This window comes from Alteribacillus persepolensis (assembly GCF_900099605.1).
Taxonomy (GTDB): Bacteria; Bacillota; Bacilli; order Bacillales; family Marinococcaceae; genus Alteribacillus; species Alteribacillus persepolensis.
This window is the reverse complement of sequence record NZ_FNDK01000003.1, coordinates 81,405-107,215: the sequence shown is the minus strand read 5'-3', so window position 1 is coordinate 107,215 and position 25,811 is coordinate 81,405. Positions and strand designations below refer to the sequence as shown.

19 protein-coding genes and 2 riboswitches are annotated in these 25,811 nt (G+C 43.4%); of the genes, 5 read left to right on the top strand and 14 right to left on the bottom strand.

What is annotated here, in order from left to right; translation table 11 throughout:
• Positions 1-20: 20 nt before the first annotated feature.
• The 4 genes from BLT18_RS04715 to BLT18_RS04700 form a co-directional block, all read right to left on the bottom strand.
• On the bottom strand, positions 21-758 hold the full coding sequence (locus BLT18_RS04715; RefSeq protein ID WP_091271703.1) for a GntR family transcriptional regulator: 738 nt from the start codon (positions 756-758) through the stop codon (positions 21-23).
• A gap of 17 nt (positions 759-775) precedes the next feature.
• Entirely contained in the window at positions 776-1,525 is a 750-nt protein-coding gene (nagB, locus tag BLT18_RS04710) for a glucosamine-6-phosphate deaminase (RefSeq protein ID WP_091271702.1), read from the bottom strand.
• A 24-nt stretch (positions 1,526-1,549) separates the two neighbouring features.
• Entirely contained in the window at positions 1,550-2,737 is a 1,188-nt protein-coding gene (nagA, locus tag BLT18_RS04705) for an N-acetylglucosamine-6-phosphate deacetylase (RefSeq protein WP_091271700.1), read from the bottom strand.
• A gap of 155 nt (positions 2,738-2,892) precedes the next feature.
• A complete protein-coding gene (locus BLT18_RS04700; RefSeq protein WP_175487376.1) occupies positions 2,893-3,366 on the bottom strand; it encodes a thioesterase family protein in 474 nt (157 codons plus the stop codon).
• 116 nt (positions 3,367-3,482) lie between these two features.
• Here BLT18_RS04700 and BLT18_RS04695 point away from each other — a divergent pair, with 116 nt between their 5' ends.
• Positions 3,483-5,042, top strand: coding sequence for a BCCT family transporter (locus tag BLT18_RS04695; protein WP_091271697.1), 1,560 nt, complete (start codon positions 3,483-3,485; stop codon positions 5,040-5,042).
• Between the two features lie 55 nt (positions 5,043-5,097).
• On the opposite strand, the gene BLT18_RS04690 is transcribed toward BLT18_RS04695, so the two are convergent.
• Positions 5,098-6,090, bottom strand: coding sequence for a zinc-dependent alcohol dehydrogenase (locus tag BLT18_RS04690; protein WP_091271696.1), 993 nt, complete (start codon positions 6,088-6,090; stop codon positions 5,098-5,100).
• A 169-nt stretch (positions 6,091-6,259) separates the two neighbouring features.
• Here BLT18_RS04690 and BLT18_RS04685 point away from each other — a divergent pair, with 169 nt between their 5' ends.
• Positions 6,260-7,615 carry a hypothetical protein gene (locus tag BLT18_RS04685; RefSeq protein WP_139184707.1) on the top strand — a complete coding sequence of 452 codons (1,356 nt, stop codon included), beginning with the start codon at positions 6,260-6,262 and terminating at the stop codon, positions 7,613-7,615.
• A gap of 134 nt (positions 7,616-7,749) precedes the next feature.
• On the opposite strand, the gene BLT18_RS04680 is transcribed toward BLT18_RS04685, so the two are convergent.
• The 4 genes from BLT18_RS04680 to BLT18_RS04665 form a co-directional block, all read right to left on the bottom strand.
• Positions 7,750-8,895, bottom strand: coding sequence for an MFS transporter (locus tag BLT18_RS04680; protein WP_139184706.1), 1,146 nt, complete (start codon positions 8,893-8,895; stop codon positions 7,750-7,752).
• Between the two features lie 477 nt (positions 8,896-9,372).
• Positions 9,373-9,936, bottom strand: a complete 564-nt coding sequence (locus tag BLT18_RS04675; protein WP_091271691.1) for a shikimate kinase — start codon at positions 9,934-9,936, stop codon at positions 9,373-9,375.
• A gap of 160 nt (positions 9,937-10,096) precedes the next feature.
• Positions 10,097-10,861 (bottom strand): type I 3-dehydroquinate dehydratase, encoded by a 765-nt coding sequence (gene aroD / locus BLT18_RS04670; protein ID WP_091271689.1) that lies wholly within the window; start codon positions 10,859-10,861, stop codon positions 10,097-10,099.
• Between the two features lie 291 nt (positions 10,862-11,152).
• Entirely contained in the window at positions 11,153-11,914 is a 762-nt protein-coding gene (locus BLT18_RS04665) for an IclR family transcriptional regulator (protein WP_091271688.1), read from the bottom strand.
• 488 nt (positions 11,915-12,402) lie between these two features.
• Between BLT18_RS04665 and BLT18_RS04660 the strand changes: the two genes are divergently transcribed.
• The 3 genes from BLT18_RS04660 to BLT18_RS04650 are packed head-to-tail and all read left to right on the top strand — an operon-like array spanning position 12,403 to position 15,509.
• Positions 12,403-13,464, top strand: coding sequence for a tripartite tricarboxylate transporter substrate binding protein (locus BLT18_RS04660; protein ID WP_091271686.1), 1,062 nt, complete (start codon positions 12,403-12,405; stop codon positions 13,462-13,464).
• Between the two features lie 17 nt (positions 13,465-13,481).
• Positions 13,482-13,979 carry a tripartite tricarboxylate transporter TctB family protein gene (locus BLT18_RS04655; protein WP_091271684.1) on the top strand — a complete coding sequence of 166 codons (498 nt, stop codon included), beginning with the start codon at positions 13,482-13,484 and terminating at the stop codon, positions 13,977-13,979.
• A 12-nt stretch (positions 13,980-13,991) separates the two neighbouring features.
• Positions 13,992-15,509: a tripartite tricarboxylate transporter permease gene (locus tag BLT18_RS04650; protein ID WP_091271682.1), complete on the top strand. Its 1,518-nt coding sequence runs from the start codon at positions 13,992-13,994 to the stop codon at positions 15,507-15,509.
• A gap of 197 nt (positions 15,510-15,706) precedes the next feature.
• On the opposite strand, the gene metE is transcribed toward BLT18_RS04650, so the two are convergent.
• From metE to BLT18_RS04625, 5 genes are all read right to left on the bottom strand, one after another.
• Positions 15,707-17,977: a 5-methyltetrahydropteroyltriglutamate--homocysteine S-methyltransferase gene (gene metE / locus BLT18_RS04645; protein ID WP_091271680.1), complete on the bottom strand. Its 2,271-nt coding sequence runs from the start codon at positions 17,975-17,977 to the stop codon at positions 15,707-15,709.
• A gap of 41 nt (positions 17,978-18,018) precedes the next feature.
• Entirely contained in the window at positions 18,019-19,056 is a 1,038-nt protein-coding gene (locus BLT18_RS04640; protein WP_091271678.1) for a ribonucleotide-diphosphate reductase subunit beta, read from the bottom strand.
• A gap of 23 nt (positions 19,057-19,079) precedes the next feature.
• Positions 19,080-21,347 (bottom strand): ribonucleoside-diphosphate reductase subunit alpha, encoded by a 2,268-nt coding sequence (locus BLT18_RS04635; protein ID WP_245705181.1) that lies wholly within the window; start codon positions 21,345-21,347, stop codon positions 19,080-19,082.
• A gap of 311 nt (positions 21,348-21,658) precedes the next feature.
• Positions 21,659-21,856: riboswitch (cobalamin riboswitch) on the bottom strand.
• A 334-nt stretch (positions 21,857-22,190) separates the two neighbouring features.
• Positions 22,191-24,410, bottom strand: a complete 2,220-nt coding sequence (locus tag BLT18_RS04630; protein ID WP_091271675.1) for a PepSY1/2 domain-containing protein — start codon at positions 24,408-24,410, stop codon at positions 22,191-22,193.
• Between the two features lie 198 nt (positions 24,411-24,608).
• The gene (locus BLT18_RS04625; RefSeq protein ID WP_091271673.1) at positions 24,609-25,250 is read right to left on the bottom strand and encodes an O-methyltransferase; all 642 of its coding nucleotides are present in this window, start codon (positions 25,248-25,250) and stop codon (positions 24,609-24,611) included.
• Positions 25,251-25,610: 360 nt separating this feature from the next.
• Positions 25,611-25,716, top strand: a riboswitch (TPP riboswitch).
• Positions 25,717-25,811: the final 95 nt, after the last annotated feature.

Below are 25,811 nucleotides of genomic sequence, written 5' to 3'. Positions count from 1 at the left end.
CACCCTCTCTTTTCTTCCAATTAGTGCCGGCGCGTACTACGAGGCAAATGTATGCTGAACTTGTATCGATCTCCCCGGTACGCCGAACGAACATACTCAAATGGCGTCCCATCTTGTAAATGGGTCTTCCTAGAAATCCATAGGATTGGATCTCCTGCCTCTATTTGTAATAATTCCGCTTCTTTTTCTCCTGCAAGTGCAGACTCTAACGTTTGTGATGCATGACCAATCGTAAGCCCCAGTGTTTGTTCGATATAGTTATATAATGAAGACTGAGCAATATCTTTCGACAGATTTGTCACTACTCCAGCGTGTATAGATGTCATTTCCAATGCCATCGGTTTGTTATCAGCAAGCCGAACTCTCTCTAATTCATATACACTGTCGGTCTTCTTCATGTTCAAAGCATCCGCAACATCACGGCTGGGCGGTGTGACACGGAATTCATACAATTTATTTCCGGGTTGAAAGCCTCGTGCTTTCATATCCTCCGTAAAACTTGTTAAGCCTTGCAAGGGCTGCTCCAGCTTTTTCTCCGCTACAAATGTCCCTTTTCCTTTTTCACGCCGCAGCAACCCTTCATTGACCAGTTCAGTAATAGCTTGCCGCACCGTCATTCGGCTGATATTAAATTGCTCAGCAAAAATCCGCTCAGATGGGAGCATATCCCCAGGCTCCCATTCGCCATCATCCATTTTTTTCCGAATCCATTCTTGAATTTGATAATAAATTGGTAACGGTGAATTTTTGTCAATCATCCGTGTTTCCCTCTCTTTCATCCCCTGACCATGTCTTTATACGACACAAGAGAAAGCGCTTTTTTATCTGCTATAATTGTAACATACGGGTGCTTTTTCAAAATGGAAGCGGGAAACGATTCATCTATATCGCCTTCTAATAACCTTTTCATTGCTTCTTGCTTTCGCTCTCCTGAAGCCAGCAGCACAATTTGACGGCTTCCCATAATGGTAGCGATCCCCATCGTAACCGCTTGCTTGGGAACAGCTTGCAATGATTCAAAATAACGAGCATTGGCTTGACGTGTAGACTCGTTTAAATCAACAACATGCGTGCGTGATGAAAAAGACGTGCCGGGTTCGTTGAAACCGATATGACCATTTTCACCGATTCCTAAAAGTTGTACATCCATGCCGCCGTGCTGTGTAATCAATTGTTCGTAACGCTTCGTTTCCTGTTCAATATCCGGCGCATCCCCGCGCGGAAGATATGTCTGTTCTTTGTCTAAACGAAGCGGCTGAAAAAAGTGCTCGTCCATGTAATAGTGATAGCTGTGCGTATCCGAAGGCAGCAGCCCCACGTATTCATCAAGGTTAAAAGTCGTTACATGAGAAAGATCGATATTTTCTTTTTCTGCTTTTTGAACAAACACACGGTACGTTCCTTTTGGTGTGCCGCCCGTTGCTAAACCTAGTACGGTATGCGGCTTCTGCTGAATTTGTTGGAATAGCAAGGAAGCCGCTTTTTCGCTCATTTCCTGTTCATTTTGTACACGTATTACGTCCATGTCAGTCCCCTCCCTCTGCCAGGTTTATTGTTCATAAGCCAGTGTTCCTTTACACCACGTTCTGATAACCTCTTTAGAGTCACAGTCCAATTGAACAATATCAGCATCTTTTCCAACAGCAATGTTTCCTTTTCTATCTTCCACACCCAGCTTACAAGCTGCATTCCACGATGCCATAGCACATGCCTCTTCCTCTGTACATCCTGTAAATGCGATGCTGTTTTTCAAGGCTTCGTTCATTTTCAGCATACTGCCGGCGATGGTCCCATCTTCCAAATACGGTCGATTTCCACGTACTGTTACTGTCTGTCCACCTAAATCATACTCTCCATTTTGCAGGCACTTGGCACGAATCGAATCTGTAATCAACAACAAGCCAAATGCGCCTTTTAGTTGATAAGCCAGCTGCACCATCGTTGGATGAACATGCACTCCATCAGCAATAATTTCATTCGTCAGCTCTGGCCGGATTAAAGCAGCAGCGGCCAAACCGGGTGTTCGGTGATGCAATCCGCTCATTCCATTAAATAAGTGGGTGACATGTGACAGTCCATCATCAATCGCTTTTTCCACTTCTTCTGATGATGCATTCGAATGAGCCGCAGCGGCAACGACCCCTGTTTCATGTAAGAAACGAATCAGGTCATGATCAGGATCTTGTTCGGGGGCTAAGGAGACCCATTTTATCAGTCCTTCTGCAGCCTGCTGCCATTTTTGGAACAACGCCGTATCCGCTTGCCGCAAATGTTCTTTTGGCTGCGCCCCTGCTTTTTCTTCTGTAAAAAACGGCCCTTCTAAATGCACCCCTACCATCTCTGCTTGATTATCTCGTTGGCCAGAGCGCTTAAAGGCAGCCGCGTTAACTAAAGCATCCGTGATTGCTTGTTCACTTTGCGTTAAGGTCGTAGCGAGAAAAGACGTGGTGCCTTCTGATGGCAGGGAGCCCGCTATCGTTGAAAGTGCTTCTTCTGTCGCATCCATTGTATCTGCATTGCTCGTGCCATGAATATGCACATCAATCATCCCGGGCACAAACATCGTCTGAGCATCAGCTGTTACTTCTGGAAGTATTTTTTGTTCATTAGGTTGTTCATATTGAGCATCCTTTCCTATGTCGGAAACTTTCCCATTTCGGACTACAATATACATTTTTTCTTGTTTGTACAGTGGATTTACAATCGTAGCGCTTCGGATGACGAACGACCTTGCCATTGTGAGCCCCCTCCTTATCTCTTCTTCACGATTTCTTTGTATGTTCATCTTAGCAAACAAAATATATAGTTGTCTATACCAATTAACATGCGGTTTATATCATTCTTTATACCCCTTCCTTCTAAATAAAAGGAGGCCGCCACCCTCCTTTCATATTATGTTCCCTTCCTTTGGCGAATACCAATTCGTCTTCCTGCTTCTTTTGGCCATGTTTGCTCCCTGGTTTCCTCAGCGAAAGATTGAATGTTTTCATACACAACATCCGGAAAGTGTCCAGCTTTGCGTTCTTTCTGGTTAATGGCCATCAGCATTGTCTCCGCTGTTGCTAACTTTTCATGTTGGTCATTTCTCATTTCCATAAACAAATGAATCCGTTTTTTATCGTAGTCGAGTATACGCCCATGTACGGTAAAATGTTCACCTTCTCGTATTTCTTTAACATATACGACGTGTGTCTCTAATGTAAAAATCGTTGTGCCATACTCGTCACGTTCTCTTTGCCCCATTCCAAGGTCATCGGTAAATGAAAAGCCGGCTTCACTGAATACTTTGTAGTAAGCGGCATCATTCATATGCTGGTTGTAGTCCACTTGTTCTGCAACTACCACATTACTTAATAAATCATGCATCGTCTCCACCTCTTTCAACGTAAAAAGCATAGTATACATATCTAAGGGAAAGCTACCATGATAGATAACTAAAGCACTGTCTTGAGTAATATTATACCAAATATGAGGGGATAGATATGGATAAAAATGTAATGGATTGGCCGACATTTATCGGAGCATTGCTGCTATTGATTCTTATTGCAGCTCCACTTGTAATTGTTCCTGATTACGGCGAGGCTGTCATTTCCGCTGCGAATGCTTTTGTGACAGAAAACTTAGGCGTTTTATACTTATTAATCGGAATGGTTTTATTTGTGTTTTTGTTGTATATTGCTTTTAGCCGTTATGGCCGCATTGTCCTTGGCAGCCGCGGGGTGAAACCCGAATTTAACACACTGACGTGGGCGGCAATGCTGTTTGCCGCTGGAATCGGTTCTAGTGTTCTGTATTGGGGGACGATTGAATGGGCGTATTATTACACCGGCCCTCCTTTTGGCCTTGAACCAGGTTCTGATGAAGCGCTGCAATGGGCGACGACGTACGGCATTTTTCACTGGGGCCCTATTGCCTGGGCGATATACTGCTTACCAGCACTTCCCATTGCTTATTTTTATTACGTACGCAAACGCCCGGTTCTCAAAATTAGTGAAGCCTGCCGCCCCGTGTTAAAAAAATATTCAGATGGACCGGTTGGCACCATTGTTGATATATTGTTTATGTTTGGCCTTTTAGGCGGAGCCGGCACAACGATGGCGCTTGCTACACCGCTTATCGCAGAAGGTGTTAACTACTTTACCGGCATCGAGCCAAACATGACATTAAACACCATTGTTCTTATTATCAGCACGATCATTTTTGCAGTCAGTTCTTACAGCGGCCTTCGTAACGGAATCCGCGTATTAAGTAACATTAACTTATGGCTTTCGTTTGTGCTTTTGGGCTTTATCTTTATCATCGGCCCGACTGTGTTCCTCAGCAACACGATATTCAACAGTATCGGGCGCTTGCTGGATAACTTTTTTATGATGAGCATGTGGACAGAACCTTTCGCCGGAATCGGAGGATTTCCCGAAACTGGATTCCCGGAAGCTTGGACCATTTTTTATTGGGCGTGGTGGCTTGTTTATGCACCGTTTGTCGGCTTATTCGTTGCTCGCATTTCCAAAGGCCGCACGATTCGGGAGATGATTGTCGGAACGCTTGTCTACGGGACAATCGGCTGTGCGCTGTACTTTGGAATACTGGGCAATTACGGTATGTATCTGGAATTAAGCGGGCAGCATTCTGTTGTTGATGTGCTGAACGAACAAGGTGCACCGGCTGCGATTATCAGCACGATTGCGAAGCTGCCTGCCAGCAGTATATTTGTGGCCATCTTCGTTGTTCTAGCCATCATCTTTTTATCCACTACATTTGACTCTGGCTCTTACATTTTAGCCTCCGTCACGCAAAAAGAGATTGATGATGAGCCGCTGCGCTGGAACCGTCTGTTTTGGGCATTTGTTTTAGCAGCCCCATCGCTTGTATTGATGTATTTGGGCGGTCTTGAAACCTTACAAACCGCAAGTATTGTCGGCGGGTTTCCATTGATTATTATTATGGTGATGCTGATTATCTCCTTTACGCGAGCCATTAAAGAAGACATGCCGAAAACATTTGGCAGCAAGTATTTCATTTACCGGGATGAACAGGAATAAAAAAAAGAGAAGCGCAAACACTTGTGCTTCTCTTTTCCATCTTACTATTCACTACCTATGTTGTTTGAAAATCCAGCAAAATTTTCCCATACCGGCCAGAGACAGCATCATCATATGCTTGCTGACATTCTTGAAACGGATATATTTTTGAGATGACAGGTTCCGCCCGAAATGCATCATCGTTTAGGTACGCGATCGCTTTTTCAAAGTCGTGAGGCATCGTATAGATAATCGAACCGTAAATAGTCACTTCTTTACGGACAAGGCGGATGACTGCCACATTCGCTTGTGGAGCCATGCCTACAACGACAAAGTCTCCGCCAGGCTTTACAATTTCTACACCTTGTTCAAAAGAAGCACTTGCTCCAGCCGCTTCCACGACGATATCATATTGATCCGCTTCTGCCTCTGAGGGGAGAAGTGTCTTCACATCGGGATAATGGTGGTTGACTTTCGCCAGCTTTTCTTCGCTAATGTCAATGGCGGTAATATCTGCCCCAGCGTAATCGCACATCGCAATCGTCAACATGCCCTCAGTACCGCATCCAATGACAGCCACAGACACTCCTTTTTCCACTTTTACTTTTTCAAGCGCGTGTACAATGACGGCTAACGGCTCAATTAAGACTGCCTTCTCGCTTGGTAATGTTTCCGGAACTGGCAGTACATACTTCGCTGATATCGTAAATGTCTCCGCAAACCCTCCATCATCATTGACACCGAGCGATTTTTTATATTTACAAATATTTGTTTTTCCTGCCTGGCAGAATTCACATGCGCCGCAAAACGAGTTCGGCTCTACAACCACCCGTTCTCCCACAGTGTACGGAGCTTTTTCCCCTGCTTCTGCAATCATCCCAATCAGCTCATGTCCAGGGCGAACCGGGTAGCTGGCGTGAGCTATTTTTCCTTTATAGACACCTACGTCTGATCCACATATCCCCCCATAAATGAGCTTCACTTTCACCTCATCGTGTTCAGGCTCTTTTGCATCGGGGTATTCTTTTAACTCCAGCTGTTCAGGTTCCTTGACGTTTAGTCCTTGCATATTTTCACCTTCATTTATGATTGTCCGCCTCTAAAAGTCGTTGATAGACAAAAAAAAGAGTTGTAATATGATTAATAGTGCTTTCTATAACATTATTAAATCTACTTCATCATACGATATCGATTAGACGATTTCAATATGATGGCCTGCGCTGAAAGTTGGAATACTGATGTGGAGTCTTTTGTTATATCCGCTTCTTATTGTTTTATATATTATTCATGAATTTGTATATTCCGCGCCTCTAGCATATATCATTGGGGCGCTCGCCAACGTCGCCATTTTTTATGCGTTGTTTCGAACACAAGGGTTGTACCGCATCTCGGGTATTCTTTTTTATACAATCGGCATCCTCTTATTTTTCTATAACGGGCTGGAGTGGCACGAGTACTTTCTTTATTTTGATTCAATGCTCGGTATTCTCGCCTTGTTTTTATTTCTGCCGTTTTTGCAGTCATTAATACGAGTAGGGCGCTACGACACCAACTTGCAATTATTTTTAAAAGAGCGCGTCACCAATGTCCATCAGCTTTACAAACGAAGCTTTTTCGTTGGACATTCGCTGGGGCTCTTTTTAAACATTGCATCGATTCCGCTGTTGTATCACTCGTTAAAACGTACGGTGTCACAACTGCCAGAGCGGCTGCAGCTGGTGTTTTTTAGAGAAAATTTATTACGCGCCTATGCTTTTTGCATCACATGGAGTCCGCTGGAGATTATGGTCATTACATCTCTTGACATCACTGGACAAAGCTATGTATTTGTGTTTCCGTTTATTTTTTCTATCGTTATATTAATGATCGCCATTGACATTTGGCAGTCTCGTTATAAGTATCAGTCCTATCCGATCGAACAGCCGTATCAAACAGAAGCGCCCAAACACAACATACATAAAAAAGCACGCGAACTTCTTCTTATGCTGCTTATATTAGTAAGCGGCGTATCAGTCATTGATTATATACTTGGAAAAGGCTATTTATTCTCTCTCGTCTTATTCATCCTGCCTTTTTCTATTGTTTGGGCATACGTGCTGCGTAAGCCAAAACGTTATTTTGCCGTTGGAATGCCGGCATGGAAAACTCGCACAAAAGGATTGGCTAATTTCTTTTTCATGTTTTTAAGTGCTGGTTTTTTCGTGCAAATGGTTTCTATGACAGCACTCATGGACGTGCTGCAGCATGGTTTTCTTTTTCTAGGAGATTATATTTTATTATTTTATATAGCGATTGCACTCTATTTCTTACTCTTTTCGTTTGTCGGCTTTCACCCGCTTGTTTCGATTTTTCTATTGGCTGAAGTACTTCAGCCGGTGATTGGCGACGTATCCAGTATATCTTTAACGATTGTTATGATTACATGCAGCCTGTCTCCGGTCATGTATAGCCCGTTTAATATATCCGTTACCATTTTAGCGAACCAAGTCGGCTTAAACCCGTACCGCCTCGGTGTGAAAAATATCCCCTTTGCCGTCTTTTACATGAGTATCGCTATTGTCATTGCTTATGTGCTGCAATTCTTTTGGACATAAGAAAAGCACAAGTGTCCTTGAAAAACAGCTGGGCACTTGTGCTGAAGATGAACCGCACCAACATTCAGTTTTTTCCGCTAGTGCAGGAAAGCCCGGGAAAGCCGGACTTTTAACAGCTATATTCCTTCCCGTTGTCAGCTGTCACCTTTTCCAATCTTTAATGCTGCCCCTAATCCGGCAGCAACAGCCGCTGCACCAATTAAAAACATGCTTGCCAGCCCCGCTGCACTTGCCACTGCACCTAATAACAACGGAGTGACCACTTGCGTGGAGCGATTCAGTGTGAGACGCAGTCCCAATGTTTCTCCCGCTCGACCTTCTAAACTAGACTCAAGCGTCAGCGTAATCGATAATGGTGCCCCTAATCCCAGGCCGACCCCTAACAAGAAGACGAGTGCACCGGTGACAATGATGGACGGCGAAAACGGCAGTACCGCCAGAGCAGCAGCCACGAGTACAACCGTTCCAATCAACAGTTTGATACTTCCAAAATAATCCAGCAAGCGAGTCAAATAAAAGCGGACAAGAACCCCCGCTAAACCGTTCATGGCGATAAAAAAGCCAATGACAGAGTCACTGTAGCCAAATTCCACGCCTAAAAGCGGAAAAAATGTCATATATAAGTCTCGTGCAAATAAAATAAGCGCACTATACATGAGCGCCAAACGCAGGCTTGGAATCCGGAAAAGCTGGGTAAATGATTCGGATGAGGTGTTTTGCTGCTTGTCCCTTTTCTCTCCCGGAGGTACATTCGGAGTAAAATGAACCAGAACAGCACCAATGACCCCAGTTGCAGCTAAAGCTGAAAACGCTACTTGATAACTGCTCATATCAGCCACAAACCCGCTCATAAGCGGCCCCAAAAACATGCCCGCTCCAATGCCTAAGCTAAACCAGGACACGTTCTTGCTGCGATTCTCCTTTGTTGATATCCGGCCCACGAAATCCTGGGCCGCTAATACAAAAATGGTCTGTGCTGAACCAGCAATCACTTGTGATGCATATAAACTTGCCATATTTGAAAACAAACCAGGGAGCGCAATGCCGATGACACCTAAATAACTTCCAATAATTAATGCTGTTTGAGAAGGTAAATGGTCAATTTTCTTGCCAATATAAATGGCAAATAACAAAGGAACGAACGAAAATAAGCTTGTAATGAATCCAATATGTGTCGCACTTGCTCCAAGGTCATTAGCGAACAATGAAACAGTAGGACGCGCGCCCATTACTGCAATAACGTTCAAACAACCTATGACCATAATTAATCCCAGTTTCATACGCCCATCACCAGCTTCCTGTTCCTGCACGTTTTTACGATAATAGATTCTTGTACAAATATACAGGAATGTAAAAAACAAAGCCAAAGGAACGAACTTCTTCCAGGTATAAATAATGTCAATGACTCAACTGCACTGTTATGTCAGCCTTTTGGCTCTCTCATACAAATGTCAGAGTGCATAGATAGTGTGCTTTTTTCTGCTGTCTGGTTGGTGGCAGCCAAGGACGACACCTGCAGCCGTGACGAAAACGAACTTCTACCAAAACCACACACGTCCTATGCCGGGTGTAGAAGCCGCCGTCTCCTGCGGAAGTAAAATCCCGCAGGCAGCGCGGGCAGGCTGCCACGGAAGTTGAAGCTCTTCCCGCGGCAAGGGAGCTTGAAGAGCCATCCAACCAGAAAGGAAGATGATGAATGATCACCCAGAACCAAAAAGAGTGTGCCGCACATCACCGGCACACTCTCCTCCCTTTCTTTATTCCACCGCGAGCGGCTGATATAAATCCCAGCCAAATTTTAATAACCGGACAATTTCATCAGCCACTTCGTCTGCATCCATTTGGTCTGTTGTGACTTGGAAACTGTTGACGTCATATGTGCTCTGCCGCTTTTGGAACAATTCTTCTATCTCTTCCATGGACTTGTTATGCAACACTGGCCGGCTGTCAATAATCAAATTTAAGCGGTCTTTCCATGAATCCCAAGTTAAATGCAGCGAAATGACAATGCAATATTTCATGCATGCTTCGCGAATATCATCTTGGGCATATGCTCCGCCGCCAAGAGAAAGAATTTTCAAGCGCTTGTTTTTGCAGTAATCAATGGAGATATCTTTTTCGATACGACGGAACTCTTTTTCCCCTTTTTCTTGAAAAATATCAGGGATAGCCATTCCATATGTTTCTTCAATCGTCTGATCGATATCAATAAAGTCGCGGTATAGTTTTTTCGACAAACGTTCGCCAATAGTGGACTTTCCCACTCCCATAAAACCGACTAGAGCGATATTTCTTTCTCGAAGCGAAGGAATATTCTCCATTCTACACACTCTTTCTTTGCTCGTTATTTATTGTTTCATTCTACCCAATCCATCAATAGCATGTCAAACCAGCTATTGATGGATGCACCGCTGTTCTATACAGCTTTGCAATGAATGTGATCGTATCATATGCCAATCAGCCGGCAAATGCTATCAGCCTTTATTTATTCTGCAAGTACTCTTCTACTTGTTTCACTACTTCCATCGGAATTTGTCCAGGGGCGGAACTTTGACTCCCTACTGCAAATGTTAATGCTGACCCAAACTTCCAGCCAACCAGCCGGGTTAATGCCCCATCTGCCCCCATGGACATTGTAATAACCGGTATATCCATTTGTTCATAAGATTGTTGTGTCACCTTTAAAACAGACAGTACGTCCGTCATATTGACAGGCATCACCGCCAATTTACCGATATCCGCTTGATACGCTGCAGCTTTTTCGAGCTTGGCCAACATATCAGCTTCTGACGGGGTCTTGTCAAAGCTGTGGTAAGACAGAATCACTTTCACTCCGTGCGCCTTCGCTGTATGAAGAAGCGCTTCAATGTCAGCGGGATGCTGCTCGAGCTCATAATCAACCAGATCCGCACTGTTTGTTTCACACACGCGCTTTAACAAATCAACTGTCTCACGCTCATCCAGTGGAATGGGTTCTCCCCCTTCTTTTTCAGAACGAATTGTCAACAACAGCGGGATGTTTCCTACCTTTTCACGCAGTTTGGCTGCTGTTGTGATAACGGCGTCAGTGTGATGGATCTGTTCAAAAAAATCAACGCGCCATTCGATAACATCCGGCTTTTTTTCATAAACTGTTTCCGCTTGATACATGAGTTCTGTTTCACTCTTTGCCACCAATGCAGAACAGACAGACAGTTTCCCCCCCATTAAAATCGTATCTCTGACTTTCACTTGTTTCACACCCATGCCCTCACCTCATTTTTTTCATCATTCTTTTCCTGTATACTGTTACTTTTTCATGAGCAGGATCTATTGTTGTTTTTTAAGGCGTTATTGCCAGATTTTACTGCGAACACAGCCTTCTTTTTTCCACATGAAACCGGGCAAATCACACTTGGTTCCCCCTTCTAGTGCCGTCGCCTGTTGCTGACCCTGCCGATAACCATTGTTGTGTTACATATGGCATCACCTTTAACAAAGCCAGCCGTTGAACTGCCCCTCCGCTTTATCATAAACACTCTTTGCGGGGGTGGCTGCCTACGGACGATAAAAACCATACCCTAAGTCATGAGAAATATTTATGGCTGCATCCATAAGAAGACTTTTCATATTCTCATAGTCATTTGGGAAACGGCTTTTCGGTCCTGAAACAGCTAAAGCCGCTGCCATACTTCCCTCAATGTTAAATATGGGAGAAGCCATCGCAGCTACTCCTTCACCCCGTTCATCTGTACTTATCGCAATATGTTCCCTCTTTATCATTTGCAGCTCTTTGTCAAACACATCGGGATCAGCTTTCCTTTCCTGCTCTGTTAGAATACGCGCCTGGAACGAAGCGGACTGAAACGCCAGCAGTACCTTTCCTGCCGCTCCACGTGCCAGCGGCAGCTTCTGTCCAACAGGAACTGTATGTTTAATGGCTTGCATGCTTTCATATTGCTGTACACATATTCGGTAATCGCCATCCAGTGTATAGATACTGACGGTTTCATTCGTAGCCTGGCGCAGGCGTTTCATGGCTCCTTCTGCTGCCGAACGCAGCTCTATTGATTTCCCGGCAGCATGCCCAATAAAATAGAGCTGCCTGCCAAGCTTATATTTTGATGTGACAGGATTTTTTTCAACGAAACCATTTCCCTCTAACGTTGCTAACAAACGCATTGTCGTGGATTTTGCCAATCCAATGCTGTTGGCTACTTCCGTTAGCGTTAACTCGGATGTTTCTGCACAAAAGCAATACAAAATATCAATGGCTCGCTGTAATGTCCTTATCCCTTTTGGAGGGTCCTTTTTTTCCATGAACGTTCCTCCTTTGTTTTGGCACATGGAACTGAATTTCATTTCGTGAAAATTGACTTCATTGTATAAAGCCTTATCGATTATTTCAAGTAGACAGAATCGTGCGGTTCACAAAAAAGATGAAATTCGCCCTTTCTTTTTTGCCCCTTATACTTTTATAATGGAAAGCAGTAACGTGATAAATAATACAGGGGAACTTTCTCTTTATCAATGAACGAATGGACATTTCTATAGTGACATCTTCTGAATCTTTTGATACAATGCTTGTAATCAAAGTTCCACTTATTAATACTAAATTCCATACTGTGGAATTTCTTTTTTTGTACTGATAAGAAAGTATAAGTGCAACGAGGCTATCACCTGCACCTAAATGCTTGGCGCTGGCCAAGTTTTCTTTATTGTAATCCTTTGCATCTGTTTATTGATGTTTCTGTACATACAACGTAAACAGAAGGCAGACATGTATAGGCATACGAGGGGGAATTGGCATGACGTGGAAAAAGAAAACGAAAAAACTGGCTTCTGCTGTGCTTCTTACACCCATGCTCTTTTTAGCAGCATGCGGCGGGCAGACGGACACTGAAATGTCCGAATCAGATATTGAGAATTATCCAGAACGTGATATAAGAGGTGTGATTCAGTGGGGCGAAGGCGGTGCGACCGACAATATTTCACGTACATTGGCTCCGCTTGCTGAAGAAGAACTGGGCGGCACACTAGTAATGGAAAACCGTGAAGGCGCCTCTGGTGCAACGGGTGCCCAGTACGTGTATGATCAGCCTGCTGACGGATATACCCTTCTTTTTGGCGCTGAAAACCCTAATGGTTTGTACCAGGTTTTAGGCATTTCAGAAAGAGATTACTTAAGTGATTTTCAGCCAGTATCTATTATCGGGCAAAGCTATGCAGGAATTGTAGTAAACAAAGACTCTGAGTTTGATACATTAGAAGAACTTGCAGACTATGCATCCGACAACCCTGGAGATATTACAATGGGGACTTCCGGTGAAGGCGGCCTTCCTTATGTGGCTAGTGCTATGCTTTCCGCTGAACTTGGCACCGAATTTAACCAAGTTCCATATGATGGCGATGGCCCGCTGGCTACAGCACTTCTTAGTGAAGAAATTGATGCCACTGTTCTTGCTGTATCAGCAGCACAAGAATATGTGGATTCCGGCGACTTTAAAATGCTGGCTGTCATTAACGATGAACGCCTTGAATCCGTTCCGGATGCACCTGCTTTAACAGAAGCATATCCTGAGTTTGAAAAATATTTGCCGTGGGGACCTTTTCAAGGTGTATTTGCTCATAAAGACACACCAGATGCAATTATAGATAAGCTAACCGAAGCATTTGCTGCTGCCCAAGAAGATGAACAATTCCAAACAACATTAGAAAACCTTGGCGTGCAGCCATTAAATATCCATGGCGAAGAAGCCATTGAGTATTTAGAACAAAATCGTTCTACTTCAACATGGATGTTATATGATGCAGGAGCCACTGACACGTCACCAGAAGAATTTGATATTCCAAGAGTTGACGAGGAGTAACAAGGAGCGAACTAACCATGTCCATAAAATCATCGCTGCCTGGACTTTTAATGGTCATCATAAGCCTGGTTGTATTAAGCCAGGCTCTTATGATGGAAGATCAATCTGTTACTGATCCTTCGAGCGGGAGCTTTTTTCCGGCTCTTATCTCCGTTATTATGCTCGCAGCCGGCATTTTTACCATTTTTCAAGACAACCGGGCACGCGCTGCCACACAACAATCAGACAAAGATGCTGTAGAAAAAGCACCAGATACAACCACTACTGCGTCTGAGAGCAACCTAATCTTTACGAAAAAAGACTATCAGCTTATCATTGCTTATTTTGCTCTTGTTGTTGGATTTGTATTATTGCTTCCGGTATTAACTTTTTTTCCAGCTGCGTTTTTATTTTTAATAGCCAGTATGTTCTTTCTCAAAGGAGTATCCTGGTTTGTAAACATTGCTGTTTCCATCGGTACCATCGTTGTCATTTATTTTCTATTCTCACAATTGTTCAATATTGTGTTTCCGTAAGGAGAATGCACCATGGACGTACTACAACAATTTCTCACGCCCTTTGTCAACATAGAGCTGCTGTTGTTCGTTGCAGCCGGGACGCTGGCCGGTATTTTTGTTGGTGCTATTCCGGGCCTTTCCGTAACGATGGCTGTTGCACTCTTGTTATCGTTGACCTATTCCTGGGACTTGCTGCCAGCGCTCGCGTTAATGCTGGGCATTTATTACGGGGGCGTTTTTGGTGGTTCACGAGCAGCCATTCTCGTCAATATGCCCGGTTCTCCTTCTTCGGTGGCAACGTCATTTGATGGATATCCTCTCTCACAGCGCGGAGAGGCACGCATGGCCTTAACGTTAACAACCATCTTTTCCTTTCTTGGAGGATTGGTTGGCGTAGCCGTTTTAGCTACAGCCGCCCCTCTTGTCTCGTCTATTGCTATTCAATTTGGACAGCGTGACTATTTTCTGCTGGCCATGCTTGGGTTGCTGTTAATCGGCAGCTTGAGCCAAGGTTCGATGGCAAAAGGTATGTTTTCAGCTGGTGCCGGTATTATCTTAGGACTTGTCGGCATGGATACAATCGGCGGCGGCAGCCGTTTTACATTTGGGTCCCTTCAGCTGATGAACGGTATCGATTTTGTCGTAGCGATATTAGGTTTATTTGGCATGTCAGAAATCCTTTATCAGCTGAAAACGTTGAATGAGAAAGGACAAACTGTCACATTGAAGAAAATGGCCTTTCCGCCGCTTCGGTTTTTGCTTGGTTTTTTGCCGCTGTCGATGCGGGTTTCTGTCATGGGTGTTTTAATTGGAGCCTTGCCTGGTGCAGGCGGTGAAATCGCATCGCTGCTTTCCTATGACCACGCCAGGCGTACAACGAAAAATCCGAAGCGCTCATTTGGAAAAGGGGCATATGAAGGCGTCATTGCACCAGAAGCGGGAAATAACTCAGCTATCGGCGGTGCACTGATTCCTATGTTAACGCTAGGTATTCCAGGTGATGCTGTTACAGCCATTTTCATCGGTGCCCTTTTCATTCATGGCTTGCAGCCAGGTCCGATGCTGATGGAACAAAGCGGCGACTTGTTTTGGGTTATGGTCGGCTCATCTGTCTTAGCTAATATCTTTTTGTTGATTTTCGGTCTGCTCGTTGTTGGCATATTTGTTCGGGTCGTTACGATACCAAAACAAATACTGCTTCCGATTATTGCGGTAATAACTGTTATCGGTGCTTATGCCTTAAATAACAGTATGACAGACGTATACTGGATGCTTGGCTTTGGTTTTGTTGGTTTCTTTATGAAAGTTTATCAATTCTCTGTTGCACCGCTTGTATTAGGTTTAATTCTAGGACCGCTTATCGATTCTTCGTTTCGACGTGCGTATATGACAGCTCAAGAACCTGGTGCTTTTCTCATCGGATTTGTGAATAATCCTATCAGTTTATTGTTAACATTGGCGTTTTGTTTCACATTATTTTCACAAACAAAAACGTATCAAAAAATGATGGCTTCTTTTAAAAAGAAGCAGAAAGTGTTTCGTAAGTGATTTTCTCCCTAACCGTTTAGGGGGTGACATTAGAAACAATTTGATTTCCGCACTTACACGTGACGTGGCAGTACTTAGCAGAGCCCATGCCTCAGCTTGTAACATGCCAGCTTCACATGCTGCCTTACCTTTTTTATACGGAAAGAACCTGAAAACAGCTGCTTGGCTATAGCCAAGCAGCTGTTTTCATTTTTGTTTTACACCTGTTTTTGTTGAACGGACAATCGGACATCTTGAGCAGCCTGCACCATATTTTTTAAAGCGGCTGTTGTTTCTGATTCTTTTCTCGTTTTCAAGCCGCAGTCTGGATTCACCCAGAATAAGGATGGCGGTAATACACGCAGGGCACGTTCAACCATATCTTTTATTTCATGGACTGAAGGTATGCGTGGACTGTGGATGTCATAGACCCCAAGTCCAATTCCTTTATCATATTGGCCTGTTTCGAACGCTTTAATCAATTCCCCATGGCTCCGCGATGTTTCAATAGACACAACATCAGCATCAAGAGCACGAATATCTTCTATAATGTCGTCAAATTCACTATAGCACATATGCGTGTGAATTTGAGTTGTATCTTTTACTTGTGAGGTTGCTATACGAAATGCCCGTACCGACCAGTCTAAATATTCCTGCCACTCCTTTTCTTTTAGAGGCATTCCTTCACGAAGGGCTGGTTCATCGACTTGAATCATTTCTATTCCGGCTTCTTCTAGTGCTTTCACTTCATTACTAATAGCAACTGCAATTTGCTCACACACTTCTTTTTCTGCAATATCATCACGTACAAAAGACCAATTCAGTATCGTTACCGGTCCTGTCAGCATTCCTTTTACCGGCTTATCCGTTAGAGATTGGGCGTAAAGAGTTTCTTCCACTGTCATCGGTTTTATGTACTCAACATCACCGTATATAATCGGTGGTTTTACACATCGTGAGCCATAAGACTGAACCCAAGCATACGAAGTAAAGGCAATTCCTTTCAGCTTCTCCCCAAAAAACTCAACCATGTCATTTCTTTCAAATTCACCATGAACAAAAACGTCAAGACCAATGTCTTCCTGGATATTTATCCACTCTTCAATTCTCTTTTGAATATACTGTACGTATTCCTGTTTTGATATATCACCTTTACGAAAATCACGCCGCTTCACTCGTACTTCTCGTGTCTGCGGAAAACTTCCGATTGTAGTAGTCGGAAGCAGCGGAAGGTTCCACTTTTCCTCTTGAAGCTTCTGTCTTTCTGCAAATGGAAGCGGGCGACTGTCCCGTATTTCTTTTATGTCAGATGGTCTAGAAAGGCACCGGAAAGAGGACTGCGCAAGCGCCTCTCGCGAACGTAAGCTATTCTCTAATATATCTTCATGCGCGGACGGGTTTTTCAACACTGCAAGCTCCATTAGTTTCTCATCTGCAAAAGCAAGCGAATCTTGAAGTACTTGCGGAATATCCTTCTCAAGCTCCGTTGTCACGGGTACGTGAAGCAAGCTGCAGGAAGGCTGGACCATGATGTTTTCTTCCCTGACTATCTCTTTTAGTTGTTCCAATAATCCAAGTTTCTCCCTGAAGTCCGCGCGCCATATATTGCGTCCATCAATAACACCGGCAGCCAATACCTTATCTGATGGAAAGCCATGTACATGTATATTATGCAGTGTTTCACTACGTCCATACACAAAATCAAGACCAATCCCTGCTACCGGCAGACTAATCATTCTTTGATAATCATCGACAGAGCCGAAATACGTCTGCAATAGAATCTTCAAGTGCGGAGCTGCCGTTGTCAAATGCTCATAGGTTTGTTTTAATATTTGCCATTCATCGTCTGACAGTGAAACCGAAAGAATCGGTTCGTCTATCTGTACCCATGAAGCACCTGCTTCTTCTAACTCTGTTAGAATAGTTTCATATAAAGGCAGCAGCTTGTCGACATAACTTGAAAACTCTTCCGGCTCATATCCCTTAGACAGTTTTACAAACGTTATAGGGCCAACGATTACCGGTTTCCCTTCTATTCCCAATTCTTTTTTTGCCTCTTGATAAAACTTCAATGGTATGTTTTCCGTTAAAAACGGCTCTGATTGCTCCAATTCAGGTACGATGTAGTGATAATTTGTATTAAACCATTTTGTCATTTCGCAGGCAGGAGCCTTATCCGTTCCGCGTGCCATTGCATAATAAGTAGACAACGGTACACGGCCTGCGGATTTCCCAAAACGTTTAGGTACAATACCGAACATCACGGCTGTGTCTAGCATGTGGTCGTAGCAGGAGAAATCACCAATCGGTATAAGATCTAATCCTTTCTCTTTTTGTTTTTTTAGAAAGGACAATCTCAGCTCCTTCATTCGTCTTTCAAAATCTTCCTCTCCCATCGTGCCAGCCCAAAAACTTTCCAGCGCTTTTTTCCACTCTCTTTTCTCTCCAAGCCGGGGATATCCCAGGCTGCTGCTTTTTATGTTTGTCACAGTTTTTTTCCTCCCTAAAGTTCATGGAATATAATAATAGGTTATAAGGCGTCAAAGTCGTTCTCTTGATCAACAAGGTTGTAATCGGTCACGGTTGTTTCAAAAAAATCAGCTTTTCCTTTCGAGTTGTCGTTATATACAGAAATCCATTTCATCGGATTTTTCTGATGCCCTTCAAAGACAGGGTCAAAACCCAGCTCTTTTGTGCGTTTATTTGCCATAAATCGAATATAGCTTTCCAGTTCTTGCGAATGAATGCCTTCTATCTCATCACCGATAATATAGTTGCCCCATTTTATTTCAAGCTCTGCTGCCTTTTGAAACGTCTCTTTTACAAAGTTGGCAAATTCCTCCGTATGAAGCTCTGGATTCTCTGTTAAAGTCTCCTTTAAAATGTTTGCAAATAAGGAAACGTGCAGCTGCTCATCTCGGTTAATAAAGTTAATCATCTTGGCTGTACCGAGCATTTTTTGATTACGAGCCAAATTATAGAAAAAGGCAAAACCAGAGTAAAAAAACAAGCCTTCCAAAATAACATCATAGACAATAGCCCGAATGAACGTTTCCTTTGTCGGGTTCTCCGTGAAAGCTGTATATCCATCAGCAATAAATTGGTTGCGCTCAAGCAGGACGTTATCCGTCTTCCAGTATTCAAAAATTTCCTGCTGCGTATGACTGTCTGTTGTGCTTGATAACACATACGTATAAGATTCGTTATGAACGACCTCTTGAAACGCGAGAACTGTCATAAGAGCATTTAAACTCGAATCGGTTAAATAGTCGGCAACTTTTGAAGAAAAATCAGTCTGCACACTGTCGAGAAAAGCAAGCAAGCCAATAATCTTATTAAAAGCGTTGCGTTCTTTCTCGCTTAGTTCTTTGTATTGATTGCGGTCATGAATTAAGCTTACTTCGTCCGGTATCCAAAAGTTTCGAAGCATATTTTTATACATTGGATACGCCCATTTTTTAGAGGTATCATCCCAATTCAAGATATTAGAACTTTTGCCGTTAATAATTCCCGTTGATCGGTTAGCTGCTGCCGTATCATACAAAACACGTTTATTTAATGTTGACATTCTGTTAAACTCTCCTTTTTCTATCAGCTTGAACAGCTTTCGCAGTCCTCAATAACTGTAGCAGTGGAACGTGTATAGTATGTCGTTTTTAAACCTGACTTCCACGCTTCTAGATGTAAATTCAGAAATTCAACAGCTTTAATATGCCGAGGGACATATAGATTAAAACTAATTGCTTGGTCGATATGCTTTTGACGGACGGCGTTTTGCTTAATGCTCCACTTTTGGTCAATATTAAAAGCGGACTTGTAATACCAGATTGTTTCAGGACCTATGTCTGGTGCAGTGACTGGTGATCGGAAACTTTTTTTCTCTTCAATGTGCTCTTGTCGGAAAATAGGATCAATGCTTGCAGTAGATCCTGCAATAAGAGAAGTTGTCGCGTTCGGTGCCACAGCTAATAGATACCCATTTCGAATACCATCTTGCTGAATGGACTCAGCCAACTTCCTCCATTCATCTGTAATGTAGACATTTCTTCCCTCTTCATCCTGAACTGCATACTGTCGTTTTAAATAAGCACCTGTCTCCCATTCACTGCCATCAAATAAAGGATAGGCTCCCTTCTCTTTTGCCAGCTCGGCACTTGCTTTAAATGTCAGATACGCAATCTTTTCGTAAAGCTTGTCAGTGAAAACTACCGCCTCCTCTGATTCCCACCGGATTCCTTTAAGCGCAAGCAGGTGATGCCACCCAAATGTTCCCAGGCCTACTGCCCGGTAGCGTTTATTTGTATATTCTGCTTGCGGGACACCAATGTTGTTTAAGTCAATCACATTGTCGAGCATACGAACTTGTATCGGAATAAGGCGTTCGAGGACGTCATGCTGTACAGCGCGTGCTAACGAAATCGAAGAGAGGTTGCAGACAACCATATCTCCTGGAACTTTTTCTGTAATGATAGTTCCATCTGCTGTCATTGTTTCTTCTTTCATCGTTGTTGCACTCATATTCTGCATTATTTCCGTGCACAAATTGGAGCTGTATATCATCCCCTTATGTTTATTTGGATTATCGCGGTTCGCTGAGTCACGATAAAACATATAAGGGGTACCTGTTTGTAACTGTGATTTCAATATACTTTTCATTATTTCAATTGCTGGCACTTTTTGCTTGGATAAATCCGGATGATGCACACACATCTCATATCTTTCTCGAAACGTTCCGCTGCCTTTCTCTTCATCATAACTGTCTTCTAGTGACCATCCCATCACTGTCCGTACCTCATGCGGATCAAACAAATACCAATCCCCGCGCTCTTCTACTCGTTCCATAAACAAATCCGGCACACAAACACCTGTAAAGATATCATGGGTCCGCAGGCGCTCATCTCCTGTGTTCAGCTTCGCATCAAGAAACTCTTGAATATCCCGATGCCAGACATCAAGATAAACAGCAAAAGCACCTTGTCTCTGTCCAAGCTGATCAACGGATACCGCTGTATTGTTCAGCTGTTTCATCCAGCCCATAATCCCCCCGGCAACCCCTCTATATCCTCGAATGGAAGATCCGCGGCTTCTGAGCTTCCCGAAGTAGATTCCGACACCACCCCCGTTTTTTGATAATGAAGCCACATCTGTATTCGAATCAAAAATCCCCCTAAGGCTGTCATCTACTGTCTCCACAAAGCACGAACTTAGCTGGCCTACACCTTTACCTGCATTCGCAAGTGTCGGCGTTGCTACTGTCATGTACAAATTAGAAAGAGCCCAATATGCCTCTTTTACAAGCTTTTTTCGCTTTTCACGTGGTTCATTAGACATTAGTTTCATAGCAATGATCATAAAGCGTTCTTGCGGAAGCTCAAAAACGTTTCTATTTTTATCAGTTGCTAGATATTTATGGGTAAGTGTCAAAATACCGATGTGAGTGAATAATTTATCACGCTCTGGATCAATTACCTGCTCTAATTCGGCGATTTCCTCTTTGCTGTAGTCGCGAAGAAGAGCAGAATCGTACACTCCCTCACGCCGAAGAGTACCTAATAAATGAAACAGCGATCCGTACTTCTTGTGTTTGTCATATCCACGATTTTCTGATGCTTGCCGGTATAAGTTTTGTAAAAAAATATCAGCTGCTACATATGTCCACTCTGGCTCATTTCTGTCAATTCGTTCCGTCGCATGCAGGATAAGAAGGTTAGCTAGTTTTGAAAATGACTCTGGCGGTTGTTTTTTTATATATTGGAGCACCGTTTCTTCATATTCCGTCTTATCCAAACGCGAATAAGGCCGTACAGCTTCACTGATCCACTCTTGAATTCTTTCTTCCGGCAGTACGCTGTTCTCCATCTTCTCTGTTATAAATGATGTATTCACCTTTTCTCCTCCTTCACGATTTTTTTTCTTTGTTCGCTCACATCCGCTCCGGTGTGTGAAACAGCAACGTCCACTCATACAATCTGAAACCATAAAAAAAGGGTATTATTACGCACGCAGTTGGGAGAGCGTACGCAACAATACCCTTGTCTCAATCCATTAGATATGAGAAAAACCAGGCTTGCGTTTTATTGCGGAAGTAATCGTTATCCTCTATACTGTAACCGAAAAACTGTTATACTTTCCTCACAGTACAAGAACACCTCCCTATCTCCCGTAGGTCAAACAGTGTTGTTAAACAGGCAGGTCTCCTGGCTCCAGTATGGTTACTCCCCCACCTTCCCGAATCTCCTCGATTCAGTGGTATCATGTAGAGAGTCCTTCACTGTTACAGTGGCGGGACCGCGTCGGATTTGCACCGAACTTCCCTTTTAAATTTTGAAACAAGATTGTTTCAAAATACCTGTTTCTTCCTTTATAAAATTGCTATACATACACTATATATTGTATAGACGAAAAAAATCAATACAATATATGGAATTAGGACATTAGTCACAACCTGTTTCCATCCTAACAAGATTCTGTTGCATGAGATCCTAAAGTGCAACCTTTTCATCGGCTATACGCTAACGTGCGTATTGGTTATATGCCTCGACGCTGTAACTGCCCAATTGTCCTATGCAGAGAAAGAGATTAACTTATAACTAATAGAAACAATGATTTTTGAAAACAAACGAAAATTCACCTTTCATGGAAGCCAAAATATTAAAAACACCCATTATTTTTTATACAGGCTCTTTCACAGACCGTTTTCTTTTAACGTATAACTCCACCGATCTCACTTGCATTTTCTGCCAGTCGAAAGCTTGTAACGGCTAATTGTGCCAGCGTGACTTCGCTTTCTGGGTTGAAGGCATTGTTGTCATCACCTTCGAATATACCAAGCTCTTTTGAAAGTGCAACATATCCTTTATACGCGTCTTCAATTTCATCTGCATCGCTGAACGGCACACGATAAATATCAGAATGTTTAGCCGCTTCTTCTAGCCCGAGCGCACGAATGTACCAGTAAGCCAGCTGTTGACGTGTCAGCGACTCGTCCATCGGAAAGGACGCATTATCTGTGTCAACAATCTGTTGCTGCGCAGCCCGCTCCACGACTTGATAAAGTTCGTGGTCTGGACCAATATTGTTAAACGTTTGTGTTTTTTCTTCCTCTACAGGAGCAGGATGATCGTAAAACCTTGTCAACGACTTCATCACCATTTCAAGACCTTCTCCGTTTGTTACTGCATCGTTTGGATGCGGCGGATTTTCTGAAACAGACAAAATCCCTGCATCAATTAAGTAATTCAACTCGTCTGCTGCCCAATGTTCGGTATAAACCGGCTCACTTTCTGGTTCATCCGCTGATGTGCGTTCTTGCCACTCCCCTCGAATGGCATCATAATAAATTCCTTGCCACTCCGGGTGATAAACAAGATAATGGTGATCACTGTCTTCTGATTGGGGATGATTCACATAAGACAATGACACATCTAAATCTTTCACGTAATCATTTAAAGCCGTTTCTTTGTCGACCGCTTCATCTTTAGCCGGCCACTCTGTAATAGACAGCGGGTTTTGGCGCAGTGACACAAGGGAGCCATCCTCAGCTGAAATAGCAACAGAAAGAGAACTTCCATTTACGATTAAACCATTTTTCACTTGAGGGAATTGAAAATGATAGATTCCTTCGTTTACATTCTCTCCCCCTTCATAAAGCGGGTAGGCATGGTTATGCATCGCAGATGGCGCATGCTGTTCGAGTGCTTGTACCGCTTTCTCTAATGCTTCCTCGTGGTTCAAGTTCTCTTCTGGTGTTCCATTGCGTATAGCGGAATTATGGAAGTTTATAATTTCTCCTGTTTGTTTATCAATGTCCACACTGCTGCCATAACCTGAATGTTCTTGACGAATCATATAATGAATGCTGTACACGTCTGTATCATTGTAGTTACGTTCTTGAACAGATTCTAGATGCAGTTCTCCTTCACCCTCTGGTACAACAAACAGCTCTTCTACTAATGTTTTCGCCTCGTCAGCAGATATCGGTTCTCCTGTCTCTTCATCTGGCGTGTCACCGTCTTTTAGCATCGTAACTTCCGGTGCTTCAGGCAGCTCTTCTATAAATGCTTGATTTATTTCCCACGTTCCATTTACGGCATGAACGCTTTGAATTGCCGGCTGAGGGCCATAAACAAGCTTTACCTCCGGCTCTTCTTGGCCTGGTTCGTGCTCTACTGCATATTGTAATTCTACATTTATGTTTTCCTCGATTGCTTCTATCACTTGTTGTTTATCAAGCACATTGTCTTGGGGCTCATAGGAAGCGGAATCTTGTACTGGCTGTCCGGCATAGTACTGTGTAATTTCGCCATTTCCAAGCACCGTCACACGAGCCTCTTGGTTTTGAACAGGCACCCCATCCTCAAGCCGTTGAAAATAAAATTGATATTCCACTGGTTCTGTTAACGTACGATTTCCCCACGATATTTGTGGATGTTGACGCTCACTTTGCTGATAGTCTCCATCAGTCATGCGCTCCACAAAATCCGTTGCCTTTTGCTGTGCTTCTTCTTGTGTGACATCTGGCGGATACAAGGCTCCAGCTGTATCTTCCGGCTGGTAGTGAAAATTGTGCAGCTGCAAATCATCGCCAATAAATTCAACTGTGCCATTTATATGGTCATTGCCGACTTGCTTATTAAAATGCAGCGAATGACGTACGACATCATCATCCACACCAATGATATGGTGGTTGTTCATGCGAAAGTCCTGTTCTGATAAAAAATCAAACTTGTCTGGAAACAGTTCATGCAAACGTTGAATCAAATCGGACTTTTGGACCTCCACATCTGCCGCGCTAATTTCTACTTCTTGGACTGCATTATTCTCTTCCATTTGGTGCTGCATGTCTTGGGCTGAAGCAGCACTAGTAACTCCAAGTGCCAGCGCTGATGAAAGGGAAAGCAGCCCAACGTAGCGGTGCCTCATACAAACATCCTCCTCTTTTCATAGATACCTAGTGTCAATCCATTTTCATGAAGTAAATCCATACTTTTACATTGTAACAGACAATAGTCATCGTTATAAGGTCTTATTCCAGCGTTTGCTATTAACATAAACCAGCAGATGGCGGGACAAAAGTCCAAGGACGAGAAAATAATCCGTAAGTAAGATCCACACATGCCGTTATCCTTGCTTCACTTTCGATACAGTCATCCCGTCACCAATCGGGACAAGCACAGACTCTAATTGAGGATGGCTGGCTGCTGTTTGGTTGAACTGTCTCATTATTTCAGTATAACGTTTTGGCTCCACATTTTTATCTGCTACACTTCCGCGTGCCAATACATTATCAGCCACAATGACAGCACCTGGTTTGGCCAGTTTGATACAGGCACGCAGGTATGCTTCATAATGGGCTTTATCCGCATCAATAAAGAAGAAATCAAAACGTTTCTGCTCGTTAATAAGCTTTTTCAGACTTTGCAAAGCCGGGCCGGTCATGTAAGACACTTGCTCACTAAAACCTGCTTTCGATAAATTGTTGTAAGCAATGCTGACATACTTTTTCTCTAATTCAAGAGACGTTAATGTACCTGTTCTGCCTATCCCCCTGGCCAGGCAGATGCCACTGTATCCGCCTAATGCTCCAATCTCTAGAACATCCTTGGCCCCTGACATGGATACAAGCATCGTCAGCAGTTTGCCAGACGAAGGAGAAACGGAAATGTCTGGCATTCCGTTTGCTTTTATCGAAGAAAGAACCTCTTCCAACACAGCATCATCATCGTAAAATACAGTATCTATGTATTTGTTTACCTGTTCCAACCCATTCCCTTCCTTTCTCACCTCTCGCGTCGTGCGGACGAGCTCGCACACCGGCAGCTGCCTTCCATTCCAAAACAGAATGAAACACGAAAGATATGTGCTTGTTTTCGCTATATTTGTAAAGTGTACCACGGAACCAGCTTATTTTCCGCAAATATTGTCCCCTGCTGCAGCACGATATGGAGATATAAAAAGAAGAAAACTGACGCTCAAAAGACTTATTTGCCACGGTGTAAAAACTAAGTGCATTCACACAACAACAACGCAAAACTGCCATGGATAAAAAATTAATTCCCTTTGTGATTATGAATATTTTGACAACAAAATGAAGACATGATATGGTTATAGACAATTCAATAGGGAGTCCACTGGGGGCGCTTGTAAAAGCTGAGATAAGGACACAGTCCTTGGTCCCTTAGAACCTGATCTGGTTAATACCAGCGGAGGGAAGTGGAGACGGATGACTGGCAGGCCGATGAATTGGCTCGCCGTTTATAATGCGTAAAGCAGTGCCGTCCCCATTTCCGGGGACGGCTTTTTTATGCTTTAGAAACAGGGAAA